Here is an 18,489-nt window from a genome sequence, read left to right as displayed (position 1 = left end):
CGCTACGCAAGTGCGGCACCGACAAGCCCGACATCCTGCGGCCGGCCATTTTGGGTTCAGAGTTCGACGCGCCGCAGGGACGCGTGCGCATCGATCCGGTCAACGCGCACACCCATGTCTGGCCCAAGATCGGCCGCGTCGCCAGCGACGGCCAGTTCGAGATCCTGGTTGCCTCCCAAGCCGCCATCGCACCCGAACCATACCTCGTCAGCCACTACCCAGACGAACTCGAAACCCCAATGGCCGGATGGCATTGAGGCTGCGCCACTCCGCAATTTGGGTTCAGGTTTCGAGGCTTTGAAAGATCAGTCGGTGTCGAATCTCCAAAGTCCCACAAGACGACCCAGAAACAGCTTTCGCTTTCTCAGCTAACAAACTGAAGTTACGCCGAAAATCAAAATCACGCCACCGGGTATCGCACCCTTTCAAACCTTGGATATGAACTCGATCGGCCTGGTAAGGATGCGCCGAACCGCCCGGGTTCATCCGACTCCTAGTTGCGGCTCGCCAAACCTTCGATGGCGGTGATGATTCCGCGGGTCATGTCGGCCGTATTGCCAGTCCCTCTGATATCTTTCGTTCTTGTAGCGGGATCAGCGAGTGCCTTGACGATCGCGGCATCCATCAAACCAGCGGCCTCGACCGCTGCCGTAATCTTGCGGTTGTGGCCCAGCCACTCGATCATCATCCTGGCCGACTGGACCATTGCGAACGGATTGGCGATACCCTTGCCGGCGATGTCCGGGGCTGAGCCGTGAGTTGCTTGAGCCATGGCTATATCGCCCTCGCCGATGCATAGGCCTGGAGCCATACCCAGCCCGCCAACCAGCCCCGCCGCTTCGTCGGTGAGGATGTCGCCAAACATATTCGTCGTCACCACCACGTCGAAGCTCTCAGGATCGCGCACAAGGCGCATCGCCATTGTGTCGACGATCACTTCATCAACCGTCACATCCGGGAATTCCTTGGCAACCCGGTAACATTCCTCCACAAACATGCCGCAACCGAGTTTGAAGACCGTATCCTTGTGAACGACCGTCAACCGCTTACGGCGATGCCGGGCGATCTCAAAAGCGGCGCGGGCAACACGCGAGGATCCAGCTCTCGTGATGACGCGCACTGAAATCGTTACATCTTCGGTCGGTCGAAATTCGCCACTCCCCGCAACCACATTACGATCCGGCTGAAAGCCTTCATTGTTCTCGCGCACGATCACAAGGTCGACGCCTTCGAACAGAGCGCCGAGCCCGGGATAGGAGCGCGTCGGGCGCACATTGGCAAACAGGCCAAAGCTCTTGCGCATGATTGGGTGAGGATTGATTGCGCCTGCAACCTTGGGATAGGCCCTGTGGCCAATTGGCCCCAGGATAAAGCCGTCCATTTTCGACAGTGCTTCCATTGTGCCCGCAGGAAAGGTCGAGCCATGCGTATCGAGCGCCGTCCGACCAATCGGCAAGGGTCGCCAATCGATATCAAGGCCCGTTTTCGCGGCCGCGGCGCGCGTAACGTCGACCGCTGCCGGCACAATCTCATGGCCGATGTCGTCACCGTTGAGTATTCCGATCACAAGGCGGTTTTCCATGGAACGGTCCTTTGCTGAATTGAGGATCACGACCGTAGGGCGGTTGCGCGGGAAATCTGACCAACTTCCGTCGTCGCCTCGAGCGCCCAAGCCTGCGCGAGAAGCTCCTTAGTGGCATCCTCGCCGATAACCGGCGCTGACTGGTTGACGAACTTGGTGGTGATCTGCTCGTTAGACAGCGGCCGTTCCAGGCTGCCTATGGCGTGCGGAACATGGAGTTCAATCCGTTTTCCGTCGCCAAGCGTGACGGAAATGTGGACCGCATCTTCATTGACGTCACCATCGCTGAAAGCCGTGACCTTGTCGCGCAACGCAATGACTGCGGGATCGCGCACAGCCTCATCCGTAAAGGCAGCGGGCGAGCCGTCGCCCCGCAAAAGCGCGAAAGCTGCAGCGTGGAAAACGCTGAACTTGCCCTCCAGCCCGGTTCTCGGGGAAGTCTTGCCAGTCAGTTCCAGAACCAGCGGGTGGGTTCGAAGCTCTACCGAGCGAATACCCTCTACCGCCGACCCAATCTGGGTGCGCAATTGCTGGCAGCCGTCGATCGTCGGATGAATGACGATCCCGCAGGCATATGGTTTGTAGGTATTTAGGCCGGCCTCCCATCGGGCTCCGAGGCCTTCAATGATCTCGGAATAATCCTGCTTGGTGGACAAGACATTGGCAAAGCCGCGCGGAGCCTCGATGGATCGCTCGGAGCTGTCGAAATTCGCCTTTGCCAGGAAAGCAGCCGTCGCACCATTCTGCGCGGCACGCCCAGGATGGAAGCTTTTGCACATCGTACCGAACATTTCGCGCAACCCCGACGACTGGGTCGCGGCAATGCCGAAGGCCCAAATCATTTGCTGTTGTGTCAGGCCAAGCAGCTTGCCGGTGGCGGCCGCCGCGCCGAAGATGCCGGTGGTTCCGGTAATGTGCCAGCCGCGGTCGTAATGATCGGGATAGACGCTGTTGCCGATCCTGCACTCCACCTCGATGCCCGCAATCAGTGCGGTGAGAAAGTCGCGCCCGCTCGTCGGATGGCTTTCCGATACCGCAAGAATAGCAGATGCAACCGGTCCTGCCGGATGGATGATGGTTTTCAGATGCGTATCGTCATAGTCGAGAACATGCGACGAGATGCCATTGAGAAGTGCCGCGTGAAGTTCGTCGAAACGTTCATTTCGGCCAATGACTTGCGCCCGCTGCGGACCGGAAAAGTTACGCACTGCATCGAGTGCCCGGTCCACCGTCTCATGCGTAGCGCCACCCACTGCACACCCGAGCCAGTTTACGAAAGTCCTCACGCCTTCGGCCCGGACAGAACCCGGAATTCTATCTGCTGTCAGCTCGACCGTCCACTTGGCCAGTTGCTTGGTAATATCGGTGTCATTCATAGTGTCTGCTTTCATGAGAGGCGGCGATGCGCCGTGTCAGATGCTTGTGCCGTCCATCCGGCGCGATAAGGCTTCGAAAGCCCGGAAAGTAAAAAGAATCGTGGTCATGACGACTGCGATGCGCATTATCTGAAACGCCGTTACAGTCGCTGCATCGAGATGCATGGCAGTTGCAGTCAGAACCATCTCGGTGACGCCTGCAGGCGCCACGGCAAGAAGGCTGGTCACGAAGGAAAGACCAGTGGTCGCCGACAAAGCCCACGCAACTGCGCAGGCGGCCACTACGAGGAGAGCCGTCGTGACGAACGCCGAAACGGTTACTCTCGGCAGTCGCCGAACTACCTCTCGACGAAAACGACATCCAAGCCAGATGCCAATCGCGACTTGGGCAACGGTAAGCAGGGCGTGCGGCACCGCGAACGGTCCCAAACCCAGGCCGGCGACCAACGCACCAAGAGCAGTTGGAACCAGAAGCCAACTATTGGGAAACCTCAGCGGCTTGACCAGGTATGCAGCTGCAGCAGCGAGAACCAGCAGGAAGACCAGCGCCGCCGCCTCGCCCTCGAACCGCATCGGCACGAATTGAACTGCTCCTTCCGTACCAAAGATCGTAACAAGAAATGGAACCGTAGTTACGATTGTGATCACCCGAATGAGGTGGACAACCGCGACGATATCGCTGTCGGCACCTTTCTGGTGCGCGACTACCGCCATCTCCGCGAGGCCGGCGGCGGCGGTTGCAAAGAAGGCGGTGCGACGATCGATGGCAGCAAGTTTGCACAGCAATACCGCCGCCATTGTCGTCAAGACTACGGTAGCGATTGTGACAAGAACCATCGTCGGCAAAAGCTGCAGGGTTGCCACCAAAACCGCCGGCACGAACCGCAGGCCGATCGCTAGACCGACAGCGACCTGCCCCAGTTCGCGACCAAAAGGAACCGCCGCGACAGGCATGCCGCAAACGGCAGCAACCGCACAAGTCGCCAGTGGCCCCAGGAGATAGGGCAGCGGCACCGTAGCGAGGTTGGCAATGCCTGCCCCGGCAATCCCGATCACGATCGCCAGGCAGATCCTTGCCGGCGGGCGGTCAAAATAACCCTGCCCGCCGCTCCCGAGAGTGGCTGGTTCATGCATCATGACGCCTTGCGCGGTTAAGTAATCGAGATCAGGCGGCGGGTGACTTCATCCAGGGAGTCGAGGTCCTCCAACCGCCGTACCAGTTCCACAATCTCGACAGCCTTGCCGTGCCCCATGCCGGCGAACTCTGCGTTTTCAAGAAATTTGCCTGCAACCTCGTCATAGGTCATAGGGAAAGCTGGACTACCCTTGCCGAAATCCGCACGACCGGAAATCTTGCGGCCATCGACAAGCTTGATCTCGATAAGCGTGGTCATGAGGTGATAACCGGCAGCTTCTGCAACCTCATCAACCACGAAATCGACCTTTTCGATCATCGCCTTGACGTCGTCTCGCTCGACCGCCGCATCGGTGAACTCACTGAGGCCGGCACGACCATCCAAGAGCAGGATCGCCATGCAGAACTCCATCGAGAATTTGGCCTGAAGCTCGTCCTTGGGCCGGTGATGGATGAGAGCATTGGGCATGTTCGAATTGGTGCCCACCCGCACGTGCCTGACATCCTCGGCACGAATCTTGTGCTCCTTGATGAGGCGCAGCATCTCGGTCATGCCAGGATGGGTGAGCGACCCTGACGGATGCGGCTTGATGGATACGCCGGGATTGGCAAATGTCCAGGGCGCACCAAGCTTGCCAACAATTGCGCCCTGGTCGTAGCCGCCACCCGCTGCGGAGAAGAAACCGCGCGGAGCTTCGAGGATGCGCGACGCAGCAGTCCATCCATAAGATGCGAACTGCGCGGCAGTAACACCACTTTCCGAGGCGCGACCAGCATGAAACGGCTTGGTCATGGTGCCGAAGTTCTCACGCAGCCCCGCCGATTGGCTGCCAGCGATCGAAAGTGCCCTTTGCGTGGTGGCAACGTCGAAACCCAGCAGTTTCGCGCTGGCAGCCGCCGCCGCGAACGGACCGCAGGTTGCGGTGGCGTGGAAACCCGTCTGATAGTGACGCGGCGCAATAGCCTCGGCGATCTTGCATTCCACCTCTACACCAAGATGGTACGCCAGCATGAAGCTTGAGCCCGACGCGTTGACCAGTTCGGAAACGGCAAGCGCAGCCGGAAGCGCAGGCGCCGTCGGGTGCGTCAGGAGCCCGTACACACGATCCTTGGCGACGGCAAGCTGAGTATCATCATAGTCATCCGCGTGGATGCCGACCCCGTTGGCAAACGCCGCAAAACGTGGCGCAACCTTGCGCCCACCGCCGATAACGGTGGCGACGCCATCTCCAAGACCGAGATCATCCAGATGACGGCGTACAAGCGCACCACTTTTCGCAACAGAACCAGAAAGAGCCAAGCCGAATCCATCTAGGATCGACTTCTTTCCAAGATCGAGAACCTCGGCTGACAAATCCCCGACTTCGGTCTGGACGATGAATTCGGCGACGTACTTCGTCAACTCGACATCGATTGCGCTGTTTTGGTTCATGCCATTCCTCTTCGGTCGCAACTATCTGGAGACTGAATCTCAGATCGACACTGGTGCGTCAACTGTTAATTGTCAACAGATTTGTGCAGACTGTTGCAACCTAGATTGGCGAGGAGATTGAGGCTGTCAGGTTTTGTCGGCTGTGTCGGAAGCTGTACGCGACTTGCGTGCCGCTTTCGCAGGCACGGCTTCCTTTGGGAGACCTGCATTGCGAGTACGCACGATACCGTTGAGGATATGTGTACGAGCCGCGGTCAACGCGCGGACCGGATTGCGCGCCTCCAGCGCATCTACAATCTCGCGATGTTCGGAATTGGATATCTTCAGAACATCCTGGCTCGCGAGCGCCCGATATCTCTGGATATGCAGTTCCCGCACGAAACTCTGGTAAATCTGATGCAGCCGATTATTGCCAGCCATCTGGCCAATCTGCCGATGGAATTCGAGATTGACGGGATAGTAGACGTGTACGTCCCCTAGCTCCACGATCTCATCCATGCGCCGCAAAAGTGCGCGCAGTGTTGAAATCTGAGCGTCCGTCACACGCTCGGCCAGCATCATGGCCATACATCCAAAAACGCCAGCGCGCGCTTCCGATAGATCCTGGGCCTCGTCGTTGGAAAGTGCACGAATGAAGAAGCCGCGATTGGGGATAATCTCGATGAGACCCATAGCCGCCAACGCACTGCAGGCTTCACGGATTGGCCCACGACTGACGCCAAGATGCTGCGACAAGCCATTCTCGTTGACGCGTTCGTTCGGCTTCAACTCGCCGTCGATAATCATGCGCTCGATCTCCGCTTGCACGACATTGGCAAGGGATCGCGTGCGAAGAAAGTCGATCGCGGAGAAATTGGCAGGCTGATTCAGATTGTCCGACATCCAACACCATCGTGAATTTCAGTACGAAGTGGCATATGGCGCGTATCAAATGTCCGCCAGTCCGTGACCCCTTCTCGCCTCATTTAGCAACAAATACAACGAAAAGCGACGGTCAACCTGTATGGCCACACACTGAGCCGTCGCGAACGTTTCAGAAAAGCAGGCTTAGCCACGCGCATTCATCTGCGTCCCGCCAAGAACTGGAACGCGGTTGGCAACAAAGACAACTGCGAATGATGCAACGAGCAGGAGAATTCCTAGGACACAGATTGCACCGAGATCGCCACTTTCGTTAAGGTCATAGATGATCACCGATACGAGTTTTGTGTTTGCTGTCGTCAGCAGGATTGTTGCCGATAATTCACGGATCGTCCCAACGAAAACAAAGCACCACGATGCCACGACGCTTGTGCGCAAAAGCGGTGCGGTGATCTCCCAAAGTGTGCGCAAGCGCGACGCGCCCAGGATTCGACCTGCCTCCTCCAACTCCGGATGAACGCCGGCAAACGCCGACGACATTTGCTGATAACCCGCAGGTAACTCAATCGTCATGAATGCGATGAGCAAGATCCACAGCGTACCATAGAGTTTAAAGGTTGGATTGGCATAGCTCAGGAAAAGGCCGACGCCGAGCACAATGCCCGGAATGGCTACCGGCGCCGTAGCCAGAAAACCGAGATACTTCGCCCCCGGCACGGATTTACGGATCGCGAGATAGGACACTACCAAGGCAATCGCGGTTACAACGGTTGCCGTCAGGAACCCGAGAAGGATGGTATTGTACAGAGCCATCCGCGTCGCCGAAAAGTCAAACAAGACGAAGTTCCAATGGCGCAGCGTCAATGTCTCGAAGCTGATCGGATCGCCGACGGTTACAGTGAACGCGGTCTTGAGCAGTGCCGCATAGGGAAAGAATACTGTCAGGCAAAGGACCCCATACACAAACGCAATGGCAACCCATTTCCAGGATCCGAGACTGGTAAGCCGGGGCGTACCGCTCTTGCCGCCCAGGACTGTGTAGCCTCTGCGTCCGAGAATGGCCTTCTGCGCTCTCAGCAACAACATCGTGATCACCAGAAGAGGCAAAGCAGATGCAGCCGCCAACCCCAGACGAGGGGGAAACTGGAACAGACTCCATATCTTGGTTGTGATGACATGGAATCCGGCCGGCAGTGCCAGTATCGCCGGCGAGCCGAACATTGTGAGAGCCTGCAGCATGGCGATCAGCGTTCCTGCGAGAATAGCTGGCAGAACCATCGGGATCGTCACCTTGCGCAAGGTCGTCAACGACGAGCCTCCAAGAATTGCAGAGGCGTCCTCTAGATCGGCCGGCACCCGGTCCAGCGCATTCGCGACAAGTGTGAACACATAGGGAAACGTGAAGCAGGCAATGGCAAAAACCAGCCCGGTAAACGTGTATATGTTGACAAGATACACACCGGGATCGAGGTCGAAAACGTACCGGTAAAGGATATTGACGATGCCACTGTTTGGGGCCGCGATGATCTCGTACGCGATTGCGCCGAGGAACGGCGGCGTTACGAACGAGGCGGTGACCAACATGCGGATATGGCGGCGTCCCGGCAGGTCGGTGCGTGCTACCAGCCACGCCATCGGTGTAGCGATCAGGCATGCCAGAAGGCCTACGCCAAGCGCCATTCCAATCGCCAGCGCGTAGGCTCTGAAAAGTGCCGGATCGGTGACGAGGGCTACAAAATTGTCGAGTGTCGCGCCACCGCCCGCATCGCTTCGAAAACTGTAGTAGACAAGCCAGAACAGCGGCAGGATGACCAATATGCCCAGCACAATGGTCAACAGGCCGAAGGTGGGCCAGGAAAGGTCAATGCCGCGGCGCCCTGGGGCCTGATTGAGTGCGATGCTGGTCATTGTCCTCGTACCGGACTGAGTTTGTTGGGAAAACCGCCGCCGGGCCTAGTCCCGGCGGGGTCGCGAGCTTTGGAAAGTCAGAACATCAAGTGCCGAAGTACTTCTCGTAGTGTGACTTGATCGTCGGGATCTCCGGCTCAAGCAAAGCAGGGTCGGAGTTCAAGAGCTTGATCTGCGATATGGGCCGGCGATTGGCTTTTTCCTTTACATCCGGATGGAAGGACCGCAGCCCCCCGAAGTCGCTGTTGAGCTGCTGGGCGTCGAGCGAGAACAGGAATGCGTAGAAAAGTTTCGCGGCATTCGCATGCGGCGCATGCTTCAGGACAGCGGCATTGCCGACCGCAAGCGGCGTACCCTCATCCGGGTAAACAATCTTGATCGCCGCCCCTTCGTCCTGAAGGCGGAAAATGTTGTACTCGTTTCCGTCGACCTCAAGAGCGCGCTCGCCCTGCGCAAGTTTCTTCGGCGGCTCGGTCGAAGACTGGACCTGCATGACATCCTGGGCGCCGAGCTTTTCAAAATAGTCCCACCCAAGAAGGTTACTCAAGACAAAGGTGGCGGTCATGATTGTGCCGCTATAACCCGGGTGCGCCTTCACCATCTTGCCTTTGAACCGAGGATCGAGAAGGTCTGCCCAGGTCTTGGGCGCTTCGGCTTCAGGCAACAAGTCCGTGCGATAGGCAATTACCGAAAGATGGGCGCGATAGGCGGCGAAGAAGCCGTCGGGGTCGCGTTCCTCGGTCGGCCATTTGTCAGCCACAACCTGGGGGACCATTGGCTCCAGCCAGCCTTCGCGTTTGAAGTATGCGAAGTGCACTGCATCGGACGTTTCTATGACATCGGCGTTGTAGATGCCCGTGGAGTATTCCTGTCCGATGCGCTGAAACACGCGCTCCGAGCCTGCACGTTCCACCTGAACTGTAATCTCGGGGTACTTCGTCTTGAACAGTTCCGCGAGCTTCTCCGCCACCGTCACGTCGGTCGCGGTATAGAATACGACATTGCCCTCAGATTTGGCCGCCGCCTCAAGCTCCGGCGTCACCTGGTATGGCGCCGGCGCCTCTGCCATGACGACGGAAGGGGCCATCATACCCACCGCGAGTAGGGCCGCGGTTATTTGCTTATTCCACATGTCTTGTTTCCTCCGTTATTGCGCGAGTGCCCGACAGTTTTCTGGCGGAAAGTTCAACCAGACTTGCTGACCAACCGGGATCGCGACATTGACCGGCGCGATCGTGCGCACCGTTTCTCCACCAGCCAGCGAAACGAGGTAGTCCCGGTGCGAGCCCAGATAGATCTGGCGCTTGACGGTTCCAGTTGCCCAGTTGGTATCTGCATTCGCCGGCTTGGCCTCGGACAAATGGATGTCGTGATGACGAACGGAGACCGCCGTCTGGCCGGCTGAGGCGAATTCGCCGCTGGCACAGCGCAACACAAGGCCGCCATCACAAACGACAGAATCCCCTGCCCCTCGGTGGCCTTTCAATATGTTGGTGCCACCAATGAACCTCGCCACGAATTCGGTCTTGGGTCGCTGGTAGATATCTTCTGGCGCGCCCGCCTGCTCTATTCTTCCATCGTTCATCACCACGATGATGTCTGCCGTGGTCATCGCTTCCACCTGGTCGTGCGTCACATAGACTGTGGTGTAGCGAAACTCATCGTGCAGGCGCCGGATTTCGAAACGCATTTCCTCTCGCAGATTGGCGTCAAGATTGGACAATGGCTCATCGAGGAGCAGTATTTCAGGTTTGACGACCAGTGCCCGCGCCAACGAAACACGTTGCTGCTGGCCCCCTGAGAGTTCTCCAGGGTAGCGCCCCTCAAGCGGAGTAAGTTGTGTCGCGGCCAGAATTGTACGGACTCGCGCGGCCGTCTCGTCGCCAGGAACCTTACGCAGCTTCAGGCCATAGGCGACGTTCTGGAACACTGTCATGTGAGGCCAAAGCGCATAGCTCTGAAAAATCATGGACATGTTCCGGGCTTCAGGAGGAACTGTCGAATGCGCGGAGGATACCGTCTGTCCTCCAACCCGGATTTCCCCCTCATTTGCCGGAACAAAGCCTGCAATGAGCCGAAGAGTGGTGGTTTTGCCGCAGCCTGATGGCCCAAGCAGGCACACAAGTTTCCCTTTATCGACCGAGAGATTGACGTTTTTGACGACAGTCAGGGAGCCATAGCTCTTGGCCAAGCCATCCAGTTCGAGAAACGACATCACACCTCCCCGTGTGACGGAGTCCGATTAGGACTGCTCCGTCGTATTTTAAAAAGCCTATGGTTCAAATTGCAGATTGTCAACAGATTACCAATCACGAAAACTACCTGGCTGAAGGGTAGCCAACACTATCGCCCTCGGCCGACTCGCTACGATCCAGACGAATGTCGAATTGGATCGCGCGGCCCAGCCTGCGGGGCTGGCCGCAATGTTCAGTCGGCGCTTTGACCTGCGTCGTCAGGCCCCTGCGAAGGTGCGCGTCCCCTGAAGAAATTCCAGAGCGCTTCGTAAACCAGATCGGGCCTCTGCTCCTGAGGGTAGTGGCCGGTGGGCAACGCCCATCCTTGCAGAACACGTGCCCACGGCGCCCAGGCCTCCAGTGGTTGGAAATGCCGCCCGCAGTGGCTGTTGCTGCCCCAAAGCACAAGTACGGGGCAGTCAATCGTCCGCTTGCCGTAGTCGGCAGAATCCATCGCCAGATCAACGCTCACGGTTGCGCGGTAGTCTTCGCAAACGGCGTGAATCTGTTCAGGCGTAGCACAGCGCTTATATTCAGCCATCGCCTGCGCGCTGAAGATGTCGAGCCCGACCCCTTTCTTGTTTAGCTTGTAGTCCATGTAATAATTGAGATCGGCGCAAAGCAGTTTTTCCGGGAAAGGAGCTTTCTGGGCCATGAAGAACCAGTGATAAGCCTCAAGACCCCAGCCCAGGGTAACCGTCGTCAATGCGTGGTGTGTAGGCACAATGTCGAGAGCAGCCAGCCGCTCTATGCGGTCGGGAAAGTCGAGCGCCATGCGAAATCCAACACGCGCACCGCGATCGTGGCCCGCGACCTGAAACTGATCAAAGCCGAAATGCGACATGACCTCGGCGTTATCTTCGCCCATGGCCCGAAAAGAATAAGCTGAGTGATCCAATCCGCCCTCGGGCTTCGAGCTGTCGCCATAACCGCGCAAATCTGGCGCCACGACTGTAAAGCTCTTCATCAATGTCGGAGCAATCTTGTGCCAGCTCACATGAGTTAGGGGATTGCCGTGCAAGAGTAGAAGCGGTGGGCCCTCTCCACCGATCGCTACATTGATCTCCGCGCCTGTCGTGCGCACCCGCTCATAGCGGAAGCCATTCATCAGTCCACGATGATCATTGGGAAGCTGCGGCATCGTGAGCGACCCCTGCCCTACTGGCAATGACATCACGCCCTCCTTCACGCCAAACCTAGTTTGATGTCTCCATACATCGATCTAGCAGTCAAAATTGTCAACAGTTTTTAATTGACAATTTTTTGGCAATTGGACATCAGAGGTTCTGATCTGTGCAAATGATCGGAAAGGGGTCCATATGAAGAATTATCGGATCGCCGCCATTCCTGGTGATGGAATTGGCAAAGAGGTCATAGCGGCGGGCTTGCGCGCGCTCGCCGCCTCCCAGACACGCGACGGTGGTTTCAACCTCAAAGTGGAACACTTCGATTGGGGGTCCGACTACTACAAGGCACACGGCGCGATGATGCCCGCCGATGGTTCCGAACGTTTGAAATCATTCGACGCCATATTTTTCGGTGCTGTCGGTGCACCCGATATCGCCGATCATCTGACGTTGTGGGGACTGCGTCTGGCAATCTGCCAGCCCTTCGACCAATACGCGAATGTGCGCCCGATCCGCATCTTGCCCGGCATCGAAAGTCCCCTTCGGGACGTCACACGGCAAGATCTCGATTGGGTAATCGTACGCGAAAATTCCGAGGGCGAATACGCTGGCCAAGGCGGACGTTCCCACCGGGGATTGCCGGAGGAAGTCGCGACGGAGGTTTCGATTTTTACGCGTGTTGGCGCCGAACGCATCATGCGTTTTGCCTTCGACCTTGCCAATTCCCGCTCCCGCAAACTGCTGACCGTGGTCACCAAATCCAATGCCCAGCGCCACGGCATGGTGCTCTGGGATGACATTGCGAGCGAGGTAGCCACCGATTATCCGGATGTCACTTGGGACAGAATGCTGGTCGATGCGATGACTGTTCGAATGACGCTCGACCCCGCTTCGCTGGATACCATCGTCGCCACCAACCTGCATGCCGACATTCTATCTGATCTTGCGGCAGCCCTTGCAGGATCGATCGGCGTCGCCCCGACTGCCAATCTCAACCCGAGCAGGCGGTTTCCCTCCATGTTCGAGCCGATCCACGGTTCGGCCTTCGATATCACCGGCAAGGGCATCGCCAACCCCATCGGAACCTTCTGGTCCGCGGTAATGATGTTGGAACATCTCGGCGAAGCAGCGGCGGCGAAGCGACTGATGCGCGCCATCGAGCGCGTCACCGCTGACACCTCACTCCACACACCCGACCTTGGCGGCAGTGCGACCACAAAACAGGTCACAGAAGCAGTCTGCGCCGCAATTGCAGGCGACAACTTGTAGGGAGGACGTCACTTGACAGCCAGGCAACTCAGGATAGCGGTCATTCCCGGCGATGGGATAGGCAACGAAGTGGTGCCGGAAGGGGTTCGTGTCCTCAAAGCGGCAGCTACCAAATTCTGCCTCGATCTCCACTTCGATACCTTCGATTTTGCCTCCTGCGACTACTATTCGAAGCACGGTCGTATGATGCCGGAGGACTGGAAGGACCAGATCGGCGGTCATGAAGCCATCTATTTTGGTGCCGTAGGTTGGCCGCAAACGGTTCCCGACCACATCTCGCTTTGGGGCTCACTTCTGCAGTTCCGGCGTGAATTCGACCAGTACGTAAATCTTCGCCCTGTCCGCCTTATGCCCGGAGTGCGCTCGCCTCTGGCCGACCGGAAACCGGGCGATATCGACTTCTTGGTCGTTCGGGAAAACACCGAGGGCGAATATTCCTCGATTGGCGGCAAGATGTATCCGGGAACTGCTCGCGAGATCGTCGTGCAGGAAACGGTGATGAGCCGCGTAGGCATCGACCGAATCCTCAAATTCGCATTCGACCTGGCCCAAAAAAGCAGCAAGAAGCACCTTACTTCCGCGACGAAGTCGAATGGCATATCCATCACCATGCCCTACTGGGACGAGCGGGTGGAAGAGATGGCTACCGCCTACCCCGATGTGCGTTGGGACAAGTATCACATCGACATACTGTGCGCGCACTTCGTCCTCAACCCGGACCGTTTCAACGTCGTGGTCGCATCAAATCTGTTCGGCGACATCCTGTCCGACCTCGGCCCTGCCTGCACCGGTACGATCGGCATCGCCCCCTCCGCCAATCTCAACCCGGAACGCAATTTCCCGTCGCTGTTCGAGCCGGTGCATGGCTCGGCGCCCGATATTGCCGGTAAAGGCATCGCCAACCCGATCGGCCAAATCTGGGCCGGCGCCATGCTGCTCGACCATCTCGGGCACCCGCATGCAGCCGCGGCAATTGTCTCCGCCATAGAGGCTGTCTTGGCCGATCCGAAGTTGCGCACTCGCGATCTTGGCGGAAGCGCCGATACAGCGACATGTGGCAAGGCCGTCGTAGCAGCACTAGCCGCAGCATCCTCGCCAGAAACGGGCGCTAGGAGAACCAGATGAGCGCGCTCCCAATCATCGCTTTGACCCCTGGAGATGCGACCGGCATTGGCCCCGAACTGACGGCACGCGTGCTGCATGATCGCCGGATGACGAAAACTGCCAGGATTGCCGTCATCGGCGATGCTCGTGTCTTGGATCTTGGAATGAAACAAGCCGGTGTTTCGTTCGGCTATCGACGCTACGAGAACCCCGCCTCGATCGACTGGTCAGATTCGGCGGTACCGCTCATTGATCTCGCAAACACCGATCCGGGATTGTACGCACCAGGTGCCGCCAGTGCCGGGTCGGGTCGCGTCACTGGCGAAACTCTGTCGCGCGCCATCGAATTCGCTAAGGCCGGACAGGTCGACGCCGTCACTTTTGCTCCGCTCAACAAGCGCGCAATGTACGACGGCGGGTGGCAGTTTCCCGACGAGCACAAGATGTTCGCGCATCTTCTCGGACACACCGGCTATTTCAGCGAGATGAATGTGCTCGACAACCAGTGGATGTCTCGCGTCACATCGCATGTCTCGCTACGACAGGCGCTAGATCAAATCGACCGCCCCGCCATTGAAGCCGCAATTCTGCTGGCAACAACAATGATGGAAAAGGCAGGCATTGCCGTGCCTCGCCTGGCGGTCGCCGCACTCAACCCGCATGGTGGTGAAGGCGGTCTGTTCGGCATGGAAGAGATCGAAATTATCCGGCCGGCTGTAGAGGCAATGTCCGCCAAGGGCATCGTCTGCCGAGGACCATTCCCCTCAGACACGGTTTATCTGAAGGCCTTTGCGGGTGAGTACGATGGCGTGCTTTCAATGTATCATGACCAAGGTCAGATCGCGACGAAGATGCGCGGCTTCAATCGCGGCGTAACGGTCACGGCCGGCCTCGATATTGTTTTCACGACTCCGGCCCATGGCACGGCTTTTGATATCGTGGGCAACGGTGTTGCAAGCACAGGCGCGTTTGAGGCGGCAATCGTCCTGGCCAGCCGATTGGCGGTGAAATCGACGCACTAGAGCGTTTCGTGGTTAGATTGAACCATTCTGCCGGCGATGGTTTGGGACAAGGTCGAGGACTTCGGCAAGGAGCGCACTGGCGGTGCGGTCGAGACGAAGGCCGAAGGATTTGGCCCAAACCGGCCCGGCCCCTCGGGTTTGCCTGCGGCGGGCGCCCACTTTGTCGGCTTGCTCGACCGATGCACCACATCGACCTTCGCAAGCCTTCGCGTGGATCACCTCGCCGCACGACAAACAGAATGATTCCATCTAGCCATGAAGCGCTCTAGGGTCAGAACCTATCAGCCAGACTTCGGGTTGCCGGCTAACCAGCGAATAATCGGCGGCACCATCAAGTTGGTGAGCACCGATCGCGTCAATTGAAAGCCTGCAACCGTGGATGCAAGCAAGCCGAACGCGACAGCCGAAGCGATCATCTCACCGAGACCGCCCGGTGCAACAGCCAATATCGTTGATACGTGGTCGAGCGCTCCAAATCTCTGGACCGCAAAAGCGAGAACTTCAAAGGCAGCGGCGATCAGCAGAAATGCCGAAAGACAACCGCCTATCGCCACTCTCGGCAACCGTCGCAACCGATCAAGCCGAAAGCGCAGTCCGAGCGAAGTGCCGATCGCGATCTGTGCGGCGAGCAGGACTATGGTGGGAACCGGTGGCATCTGATGTCCAAGCAAGACGACGAGGACACTCATCAGCATAGGCGAGATGATCCAGGCGTTTATCACCTTGAAATAGGTTGCAACCGCCGCGACCACCCCCGCTGCAAACACGAACACAAGAATCTCACCCAGCCCGTCCAGCTTCGAAAACGGCTGAGCTGCAGGCGCGCCCATGGTCGTAAAACCAATCCAAAGCGGAATCAGCAACAACACCATTACGACCCGCAACGTATGAATAATCGCGACGGCCTGTTCGTCTGCGCCCAAGTCGCTGGCCAACGTTGCCATTTCCGCCATGCCTGCCGGCAACGAAGCCAGGATTGCGGTCAAACGGTCAACACCAGCGATCCTCGCCAGTGGAAACGCAAGCAACAGACCGAAGAGGTTGGACCCCACGGCAACGGCGAGCATGAGCGGAAGCAGGCGGACAAGTTCGGCAAGTACGCCGGGAGTAAGCACCGCACCGACCGAGGCACCAACGAAGAGCTGACCGGCGCGTCGAAGCTGGCGTCCGCCAGTCATCTCTCCAAACATGTTTGCAACAATCGCTGCCCCGAACATGGAACCAAGAATGGCGGCCAGCGGCAGATGCAACGCACGAAAAGCCAGCGCGCCAAGCGTTGCCACAGTGATAGTTGCCGCTGTCAGCAGCGGTGACGGCCTACCTGGCAACACCTACACCATGAGCGCGCCGCCATTCACATGGATTGTTTGTCCTGTGACATAGCGCATTGCTGGGCCCGCCAGGATCCGCACCATGCCGGCAACATCCTGCGTTGTCCCGTGATGTCCCAGCACATTCGAGCGGCTTGCATGATGCTTGGGGTCAGCGCCCGTACGTTTCGTTTCAATAAGCCCGGGCGCCACGCAGTTGACCGTAATGGCATCTTTTCCAAGATCGTGGGCGAGCGCCTTGGTCAACCCCACAAGTCCGGCCTTTGCCGCGATAACATGCGCCCTGTTTGCCGCACCGCTATGTCCGGTCAGGCCGCCGATCGTCACGATTGCCGCCTGCTCGCTGAGCCGCAGCGGCTTGATCGCGGCCTGCGTTAGCAGGAATACACTGTCGAGACACAGCGCCATTACGCTGCGCCAACTTTCATAACTCAATTCGTCGATCGTAGCCTCCGGTCGGACGGCCGCATTCGCCACCACAATGTCGAGTTTTCCAAACATGGCGAGTGCATTCTCTACCAGCCGGGCCGGAACTGCCGGATCTGCAAGGTCACCAAGCACGATCTCGGCTCTTCCTCCCGCAGCTTCCACGCTGCTCGCTGTTTGCTCTGCACTGTCCCTGTCGCGCTGTGCATGGACAAGCACATGTGCACCGCCTTCTCCAAGCGCCACGGCAATCGACCGTCCTATGTTGCGTGACGCTCCAGTGACGATGGCAACCCGGCCTTCAAGCTCACGAGCGCTCATTTTATCCCCTTCTTTTCTTCAATAACGAAGCCAGACATCGTGCTGGCAACATCATCACTACGAAACAGCCCACTGCTCAGATCGAGAAGTTTCTCGCCGCATTCGATTCCGCCATAGCGTACATTCGCCAAGAATTTCTCCGCCACTTCGTGCCTGTTCATCGGCTCGTCCACACCGCCGCGCATATGATCTTTGCGAGCTTCAAAAACGCGCCCGCCCTTGGTCTTGACCCTGACATGACCGGTAAAGCGGGACGGGTAAGGGTCGTTGGAATCAATCTCGTATGTGACAAGATTAGTTAGTCTCAAGAGCTTGGGATCTTGGATCGCGGCGTCGGAAAAATCCGCCAGCCCTGCACGCCCGCGTTCCAATCCAAGCGCGATCGCGAAGGGAACGCTGAACTTCGCGGCATAGTCGGTGGGCGGCTTGCGCTTGAGCGCCAGCGGTTCCCACAAGCGGTGCACGTAACCCTCGGAAGTACTGCATTCGATCGCCACAATCTCGCTCGTACGCATACCCTCCTCTCGCAACTGCAATGCGCAGTCGATGTATGGCTGGGCCATTGTACCGCAGGGATAGGGCTTGAAGCTGATCGTCTCGGCGACCCAAACTTTTCCGAGATCATCGAACAGCTTGCCAAACATTGGAGCTACGGAGGGTGCGAACGCCCTGAAAAATCCATGCTCACCTTCCAGGACCGCGCGAGGCCCCAGGAATCCTGCGCGACCCATCAGTGCAGCCCGAAGGCCCGCTTGTGCAGACCAACCCGCATGCATGCGCTTGGTCCAGCTTCCATCCCCAAGATACTCGATAATTCCAGACGCGGTCGAACCGGCAATACCGAGCGCGTTCTTCAAATCCTTTGCGCTTGCGCCAACCGCGACCCCAACTGCAAACGATGCGGCCAGCGATCCCAGCACAGCGGTTGGATGAAAGCCGGCCTTGTGAATCGCCTTGGGCGCGACAAGGCCCAGTCTGCAAAGAAGCTCCGTGCCGGCGGAAATGCCAAGCATGACACGTTCACCCGCCAAACCCTCGCGCTCGGCGATTGCAAGCACGGCTGGCACGATCACCGCTCCGGAATGAACCGGGCCACCCTCGAAGGTATCGTCGAAATCCTCTCCGTGAGCGGCGGTACCGTTGACAAGCGCTGCGTCCGCTGCTGTCAGTCGCGTCGAATGGCCAATCGCCACGTGGCGTCCGAGTTCCCCGGAGGCGACGATGCTTTCGACATAGTCCTTCTGGCGAGCGGCCAGGCACAGGCCACCGACATCAATAAGGATCGCCTCCGCCTTTTCGACCATGCTGGCCGGAATCGAGCCCGGCGTCAGTGCCGCTCCCCATTTCGCCAGTTGCATAGA

At 58.2% G+C, this 18,489-nt stretch carries 16 protein-coding genes; 4 read left to right on the top strand and 12 right to left on the bottom strand.

Features of this window, described 5'->3' with window-relative positions; translation table 11 throughout:
* A partial coding sequence (locus ACODTY_RS03635) for a transporter substrate-binding protein (protein WP_488992913.1) occupies positions 1–257 on the top strand: 257 nt, incomplete at its 5' end.
* Positions 258–493: 236 nt separating this feature from the next.
* Here the strand turns inward: ACODTY_RS03635 and ACODTY_RS03630 are convergent.
* The 9 genes from ACODTY_RS03630 to ACODTY_RS03590 form a co-directional block, all read right to left on the bottom strand.
* On the bottom strand, positions 494–1,582 hold the full coding sequence (locus ACODTY_RS03630) for an isocitrate/isopropylmalate dehydrogenase family protein (RefSeq protein ID WP_488992912.1): 1,089 nt from the start codon (positions 1,580–1,582) through the stop codon (positions 494–496).
* Between the two features lie 26 nt (positions 1,583–1,608).
* Entirely contained in the window at positions 1,609–2,958 is a 1,350-nt protein-coding gene (locus tag ACODTY_RS03625) for an MmgE/PrpD family protein (RefSeq protein ID WP_488992911.1), read from the bottom strand.
* A 36-nt stretch (positions 2,959–2,994) separates the two neighbouring features.
* Entirely contained in the window at positions 2,995–4,095 is a 1,101-nt protein-coding gene (locus tag ACODTY_RS03620) for an AbrB family transcriptional regulator (protein ID WP_488992910.1), read from the bottom strand.
* 14 nt (positions 4,096–4,109) lie between these two features.
* The gene (locus tag ACODTY_RS03615) at positions 4,110–5,525 is read right to left on the bottom strand and encodes an MmgE/PrpD family protein (protein ID WP_488992909.1); all 1,416 of its coding nucleotides are present in this window, start codon (positions 5,523–5,525) and stop codon (positions 4,110–4,112) included.
* Between the two features lie 126 nt (positions 5,526–5,651).
* Positions 5,652–6,407 carry an FCD domain-containing protein gene (locus ACODTY_RS03610; protein WP_488992908.1) on the bottom strand — a complete coding sequence of 252 codons (756 nt, stop codon included), beginning with the start codon at positions 6,405–6,407 and terminating at the stop codon, positions 5,652–5,654.
* Between the two features lie 165 nt (positions 6,408–6,572).
* Entirely contained in the window at positions 6,573–8,294 is a 1,722-nt protein-coding gene (locus tag ACODTY_RS03605; RefSeq protein WP_488992907.1) for an ABC transporter permease, read from the bottom strand.
* A gap of 85 nt (positions 8,295–8,379) precedes the next feature.
* Positions 8,380–9,426, bottom strand: a complete 1,047-nt coding sequence (locus tag ACODTY_RS03600; RefSeq protein ID WP_488992906.1) for an ABC transporter substrate-binding protein — start codon at positions 9,424–9,426, stop codon at positions 8,380–8,382.
* A gap of 15 nt (positions 9,427–9,441) precedes the next feature.
* A complete protein-coding gene (locus ACODTY_RS03595) occupies positions 9,442–10,509 on the bottom strand; it encodes an ABC transporter ATP-binding protein (protein WP_488992905.1) in 1,068 nt (355 codons plus the stop codon).
* A gap of 212 nt (positions 10,510–10,721) precedes the next feature.
* Positions 10,722–11,702 carry an alpha/beta fold hydrolase gene (locus tag ACODTY_RS03590; protein WP_488992904.1) on the bottom strand — a complete coding sequence of 327 codons (981 nt, stop codon included), beginning with the start codon at positions 11,700–11,702 and terminating at the stop codon, positions 10,722–10,724.
* Between the two features lie 145 nt (positions 11,703–11,847).
* Here ACODTY_RS03590 and ACODTY_RS03585 point away from each other — a divergent pair, with 145 nt between their 5' ends.
* The 3 genes from ACODTY_RS03585 (at position 11,848) to ACODTY_RS03575 (ending at position 15,050) form a co-directional block, all read left to right on the top strand.
* On the top strand, positions 11,848–12,924 hold the full coding sequence (locus ACODTY_RS03585) for a tartrate dehydrogenase (protein ID WP_488992903.1): 1,077 nt from the start codon (positions 11,848–11,850) through the stop codon (positions 12,922–12,924).
* 12 nt (positions 12,925–12,936) lie between these two features.
* Positions 12,937–14,049 (top strand): tartrate dehydrogenase, encoded by a 1,113-nt coding sequence (locus ACODTY_RS03580; RefSeq protein WP_488992902.1) that lies wholly within the window; start codon positions 12,937–12,939, stop codon positions 14,047–14,049.
* 86 nt (positions 14,050–14,135) lie between these two features.
* The gene (locus tag ACODTY_RS03575) at positions 14,136–15,050 is read left to right on the top strand and encodes a PdxA family dehydrogenase (protein WP_488992901.1); all 915 of its coding nucleotides are present in this window, start codon (positions 14,136–14,138) and stop codon (positions 15,048–15,050) included.
* A gap of 281 nt (positions 15,051–15,331) precedes the next feature.
* On the opposite strand, the gene ACODTY_RS03570 is transcribed toward ACODTY_RS03575, so the two are convergent.
* Genes ACODTY_RS03570 through ACODTY_RS03560 form a run of 3 tightly spaced genes read right to left on the bottom strand, consistent with a single transcriptional unit; the run spans position 15,332 to position 18,486 of the window.
* Positions 15,332–16,381, bottom strand: coding sequence for an AbrB family transcriptional regulator (locus ACODTY_RS03570; RefSeq protein ID WP_488992900.1), 1,050 nt, complete (start codon positions 16,379–16,381; stop codon positions 15,332–15,334).
* Positions 16,382–17,128, bottom strand: a complete 747-nt coding sequence (locus tag ACODTY_RS03565) for an SDR family oxidoreductase (RefSeq protein ID WP_488992899.1) — start codon at positions 17,126–17,128, stop codon at positions 16,382–16,384. It lies immediately after the preceding gene.
* Positions 17,125–18,486, bottom strand: coding sequence for an MmgE/PrpD family protein (locus ACODTY_RS03560; protein ID WP_488992930.1), 1,362 nt, complete (start codon positions 18,484–18,486; stop codon positions 17,125–17,127). Before ACODTY_RS03560 ends, ACODTY_RS03565 begins: the two co-directional genes overlap by 4 nt.
* Between the last annotated feature and the right edge of the window lie 3 nt (positions 18,487–18,489).

The organism is Mesorhizobium sp. FG116 (assembly GCF_057809835.1).
This window is presented reverse-complemented; position numbering and strand designations above follow the sequence as displayed.

Coding starts and splice junctions, on each gene's coding strand:
- ACODTY_RS03630 (WP_488992912.1), bottom strand. CDS start 1,582: ATGGAAAACCGCCTTGTGATCGGAATACTCAACGGTGACGACATCGGC.
- ACODTY_RS03625 (WP_488992911.1), bottom strand. CDS start 2,958: ATGAATGACACCGATATTACCAAGCAACTGGCCAAGTGGACGGTCGAG.
- ACODTY_RS03620 (WP_488992910.1), bottom strand. CDS start 4,095: ATGATGCATGAACCAGCCACTCTCGGGAGCGGCGGGCAGGGTTATTTT.
- ACODTY_RS03615 (WP_488992909.1), bottom strand. CDS start 5,525: ATGAACCAAAACAGCGCAATCGATGTCGAGTTGACGAAGTACGTCGCC.
- ACODTY_RS03610 (WP_488992908.1), bottom strand. CDS start 6,407: ATGTCGGACAATCTGAATCAGCCTGCCAATTTCTCCGCGATCGACTTT.
- ACODTY_RS03605 (WP_488992907.1), bottom strand. CDS start 8,294: ATGACCAGCATCGCACTCAATCAGGCCCCAGGGCGCCGCGGCATTGAC.
- ACODTY_RS03600 (WP_488992906.1), bottom strand. CDS start 9,426: ATGTGGAATAAGCAAATAACCGCGGCCCTACTCGCGGTGGGTATGATG.
- ACODTY_RS03595 (WP_488992905.1), bottom strand. CDS start 10,509: ATGTCGTTTCTCGAACTGGATGGCTTGGCCAAGAGCTATGGCTCCCTG.
- ACODTY_RS03590 (WP_488992904.1), bottom strand. CDS start 11,702: ATGTCATTGCCAGTAGGGCAGGGGTCGCTCACGATGCCGCAGCTTCCC.
- ACODTY_RS03585 (WP_488992903.1), top strand. CDS start 11,848: ATGAAGAATTATCGGATCGCCGCCATTCCTGGTGATGGAATTGGCAAA.
- ACODTY_RS03575 (WP_488992901.1), top strand. CDS start 14,136: ATGACGAAAACTGCCAGGATTGCCGTCATCGGCGATGCTCGTGTCTTG.
- ACODTY_RS03565 (WP_488992899.1), bottom strand. CDS start 17,128: ATGAGCGCTCGTGAGCTTGAAGGCCGGGTTGCCATCGTCACTGGAGCG.
- ACODTY_RS03560 (WP_488992930.1), bottom strand. CDS start 18,486: ATGCAACTGGCGAAATGGGGAGCGGCACTGACGCCGGGCTCGATTCCG.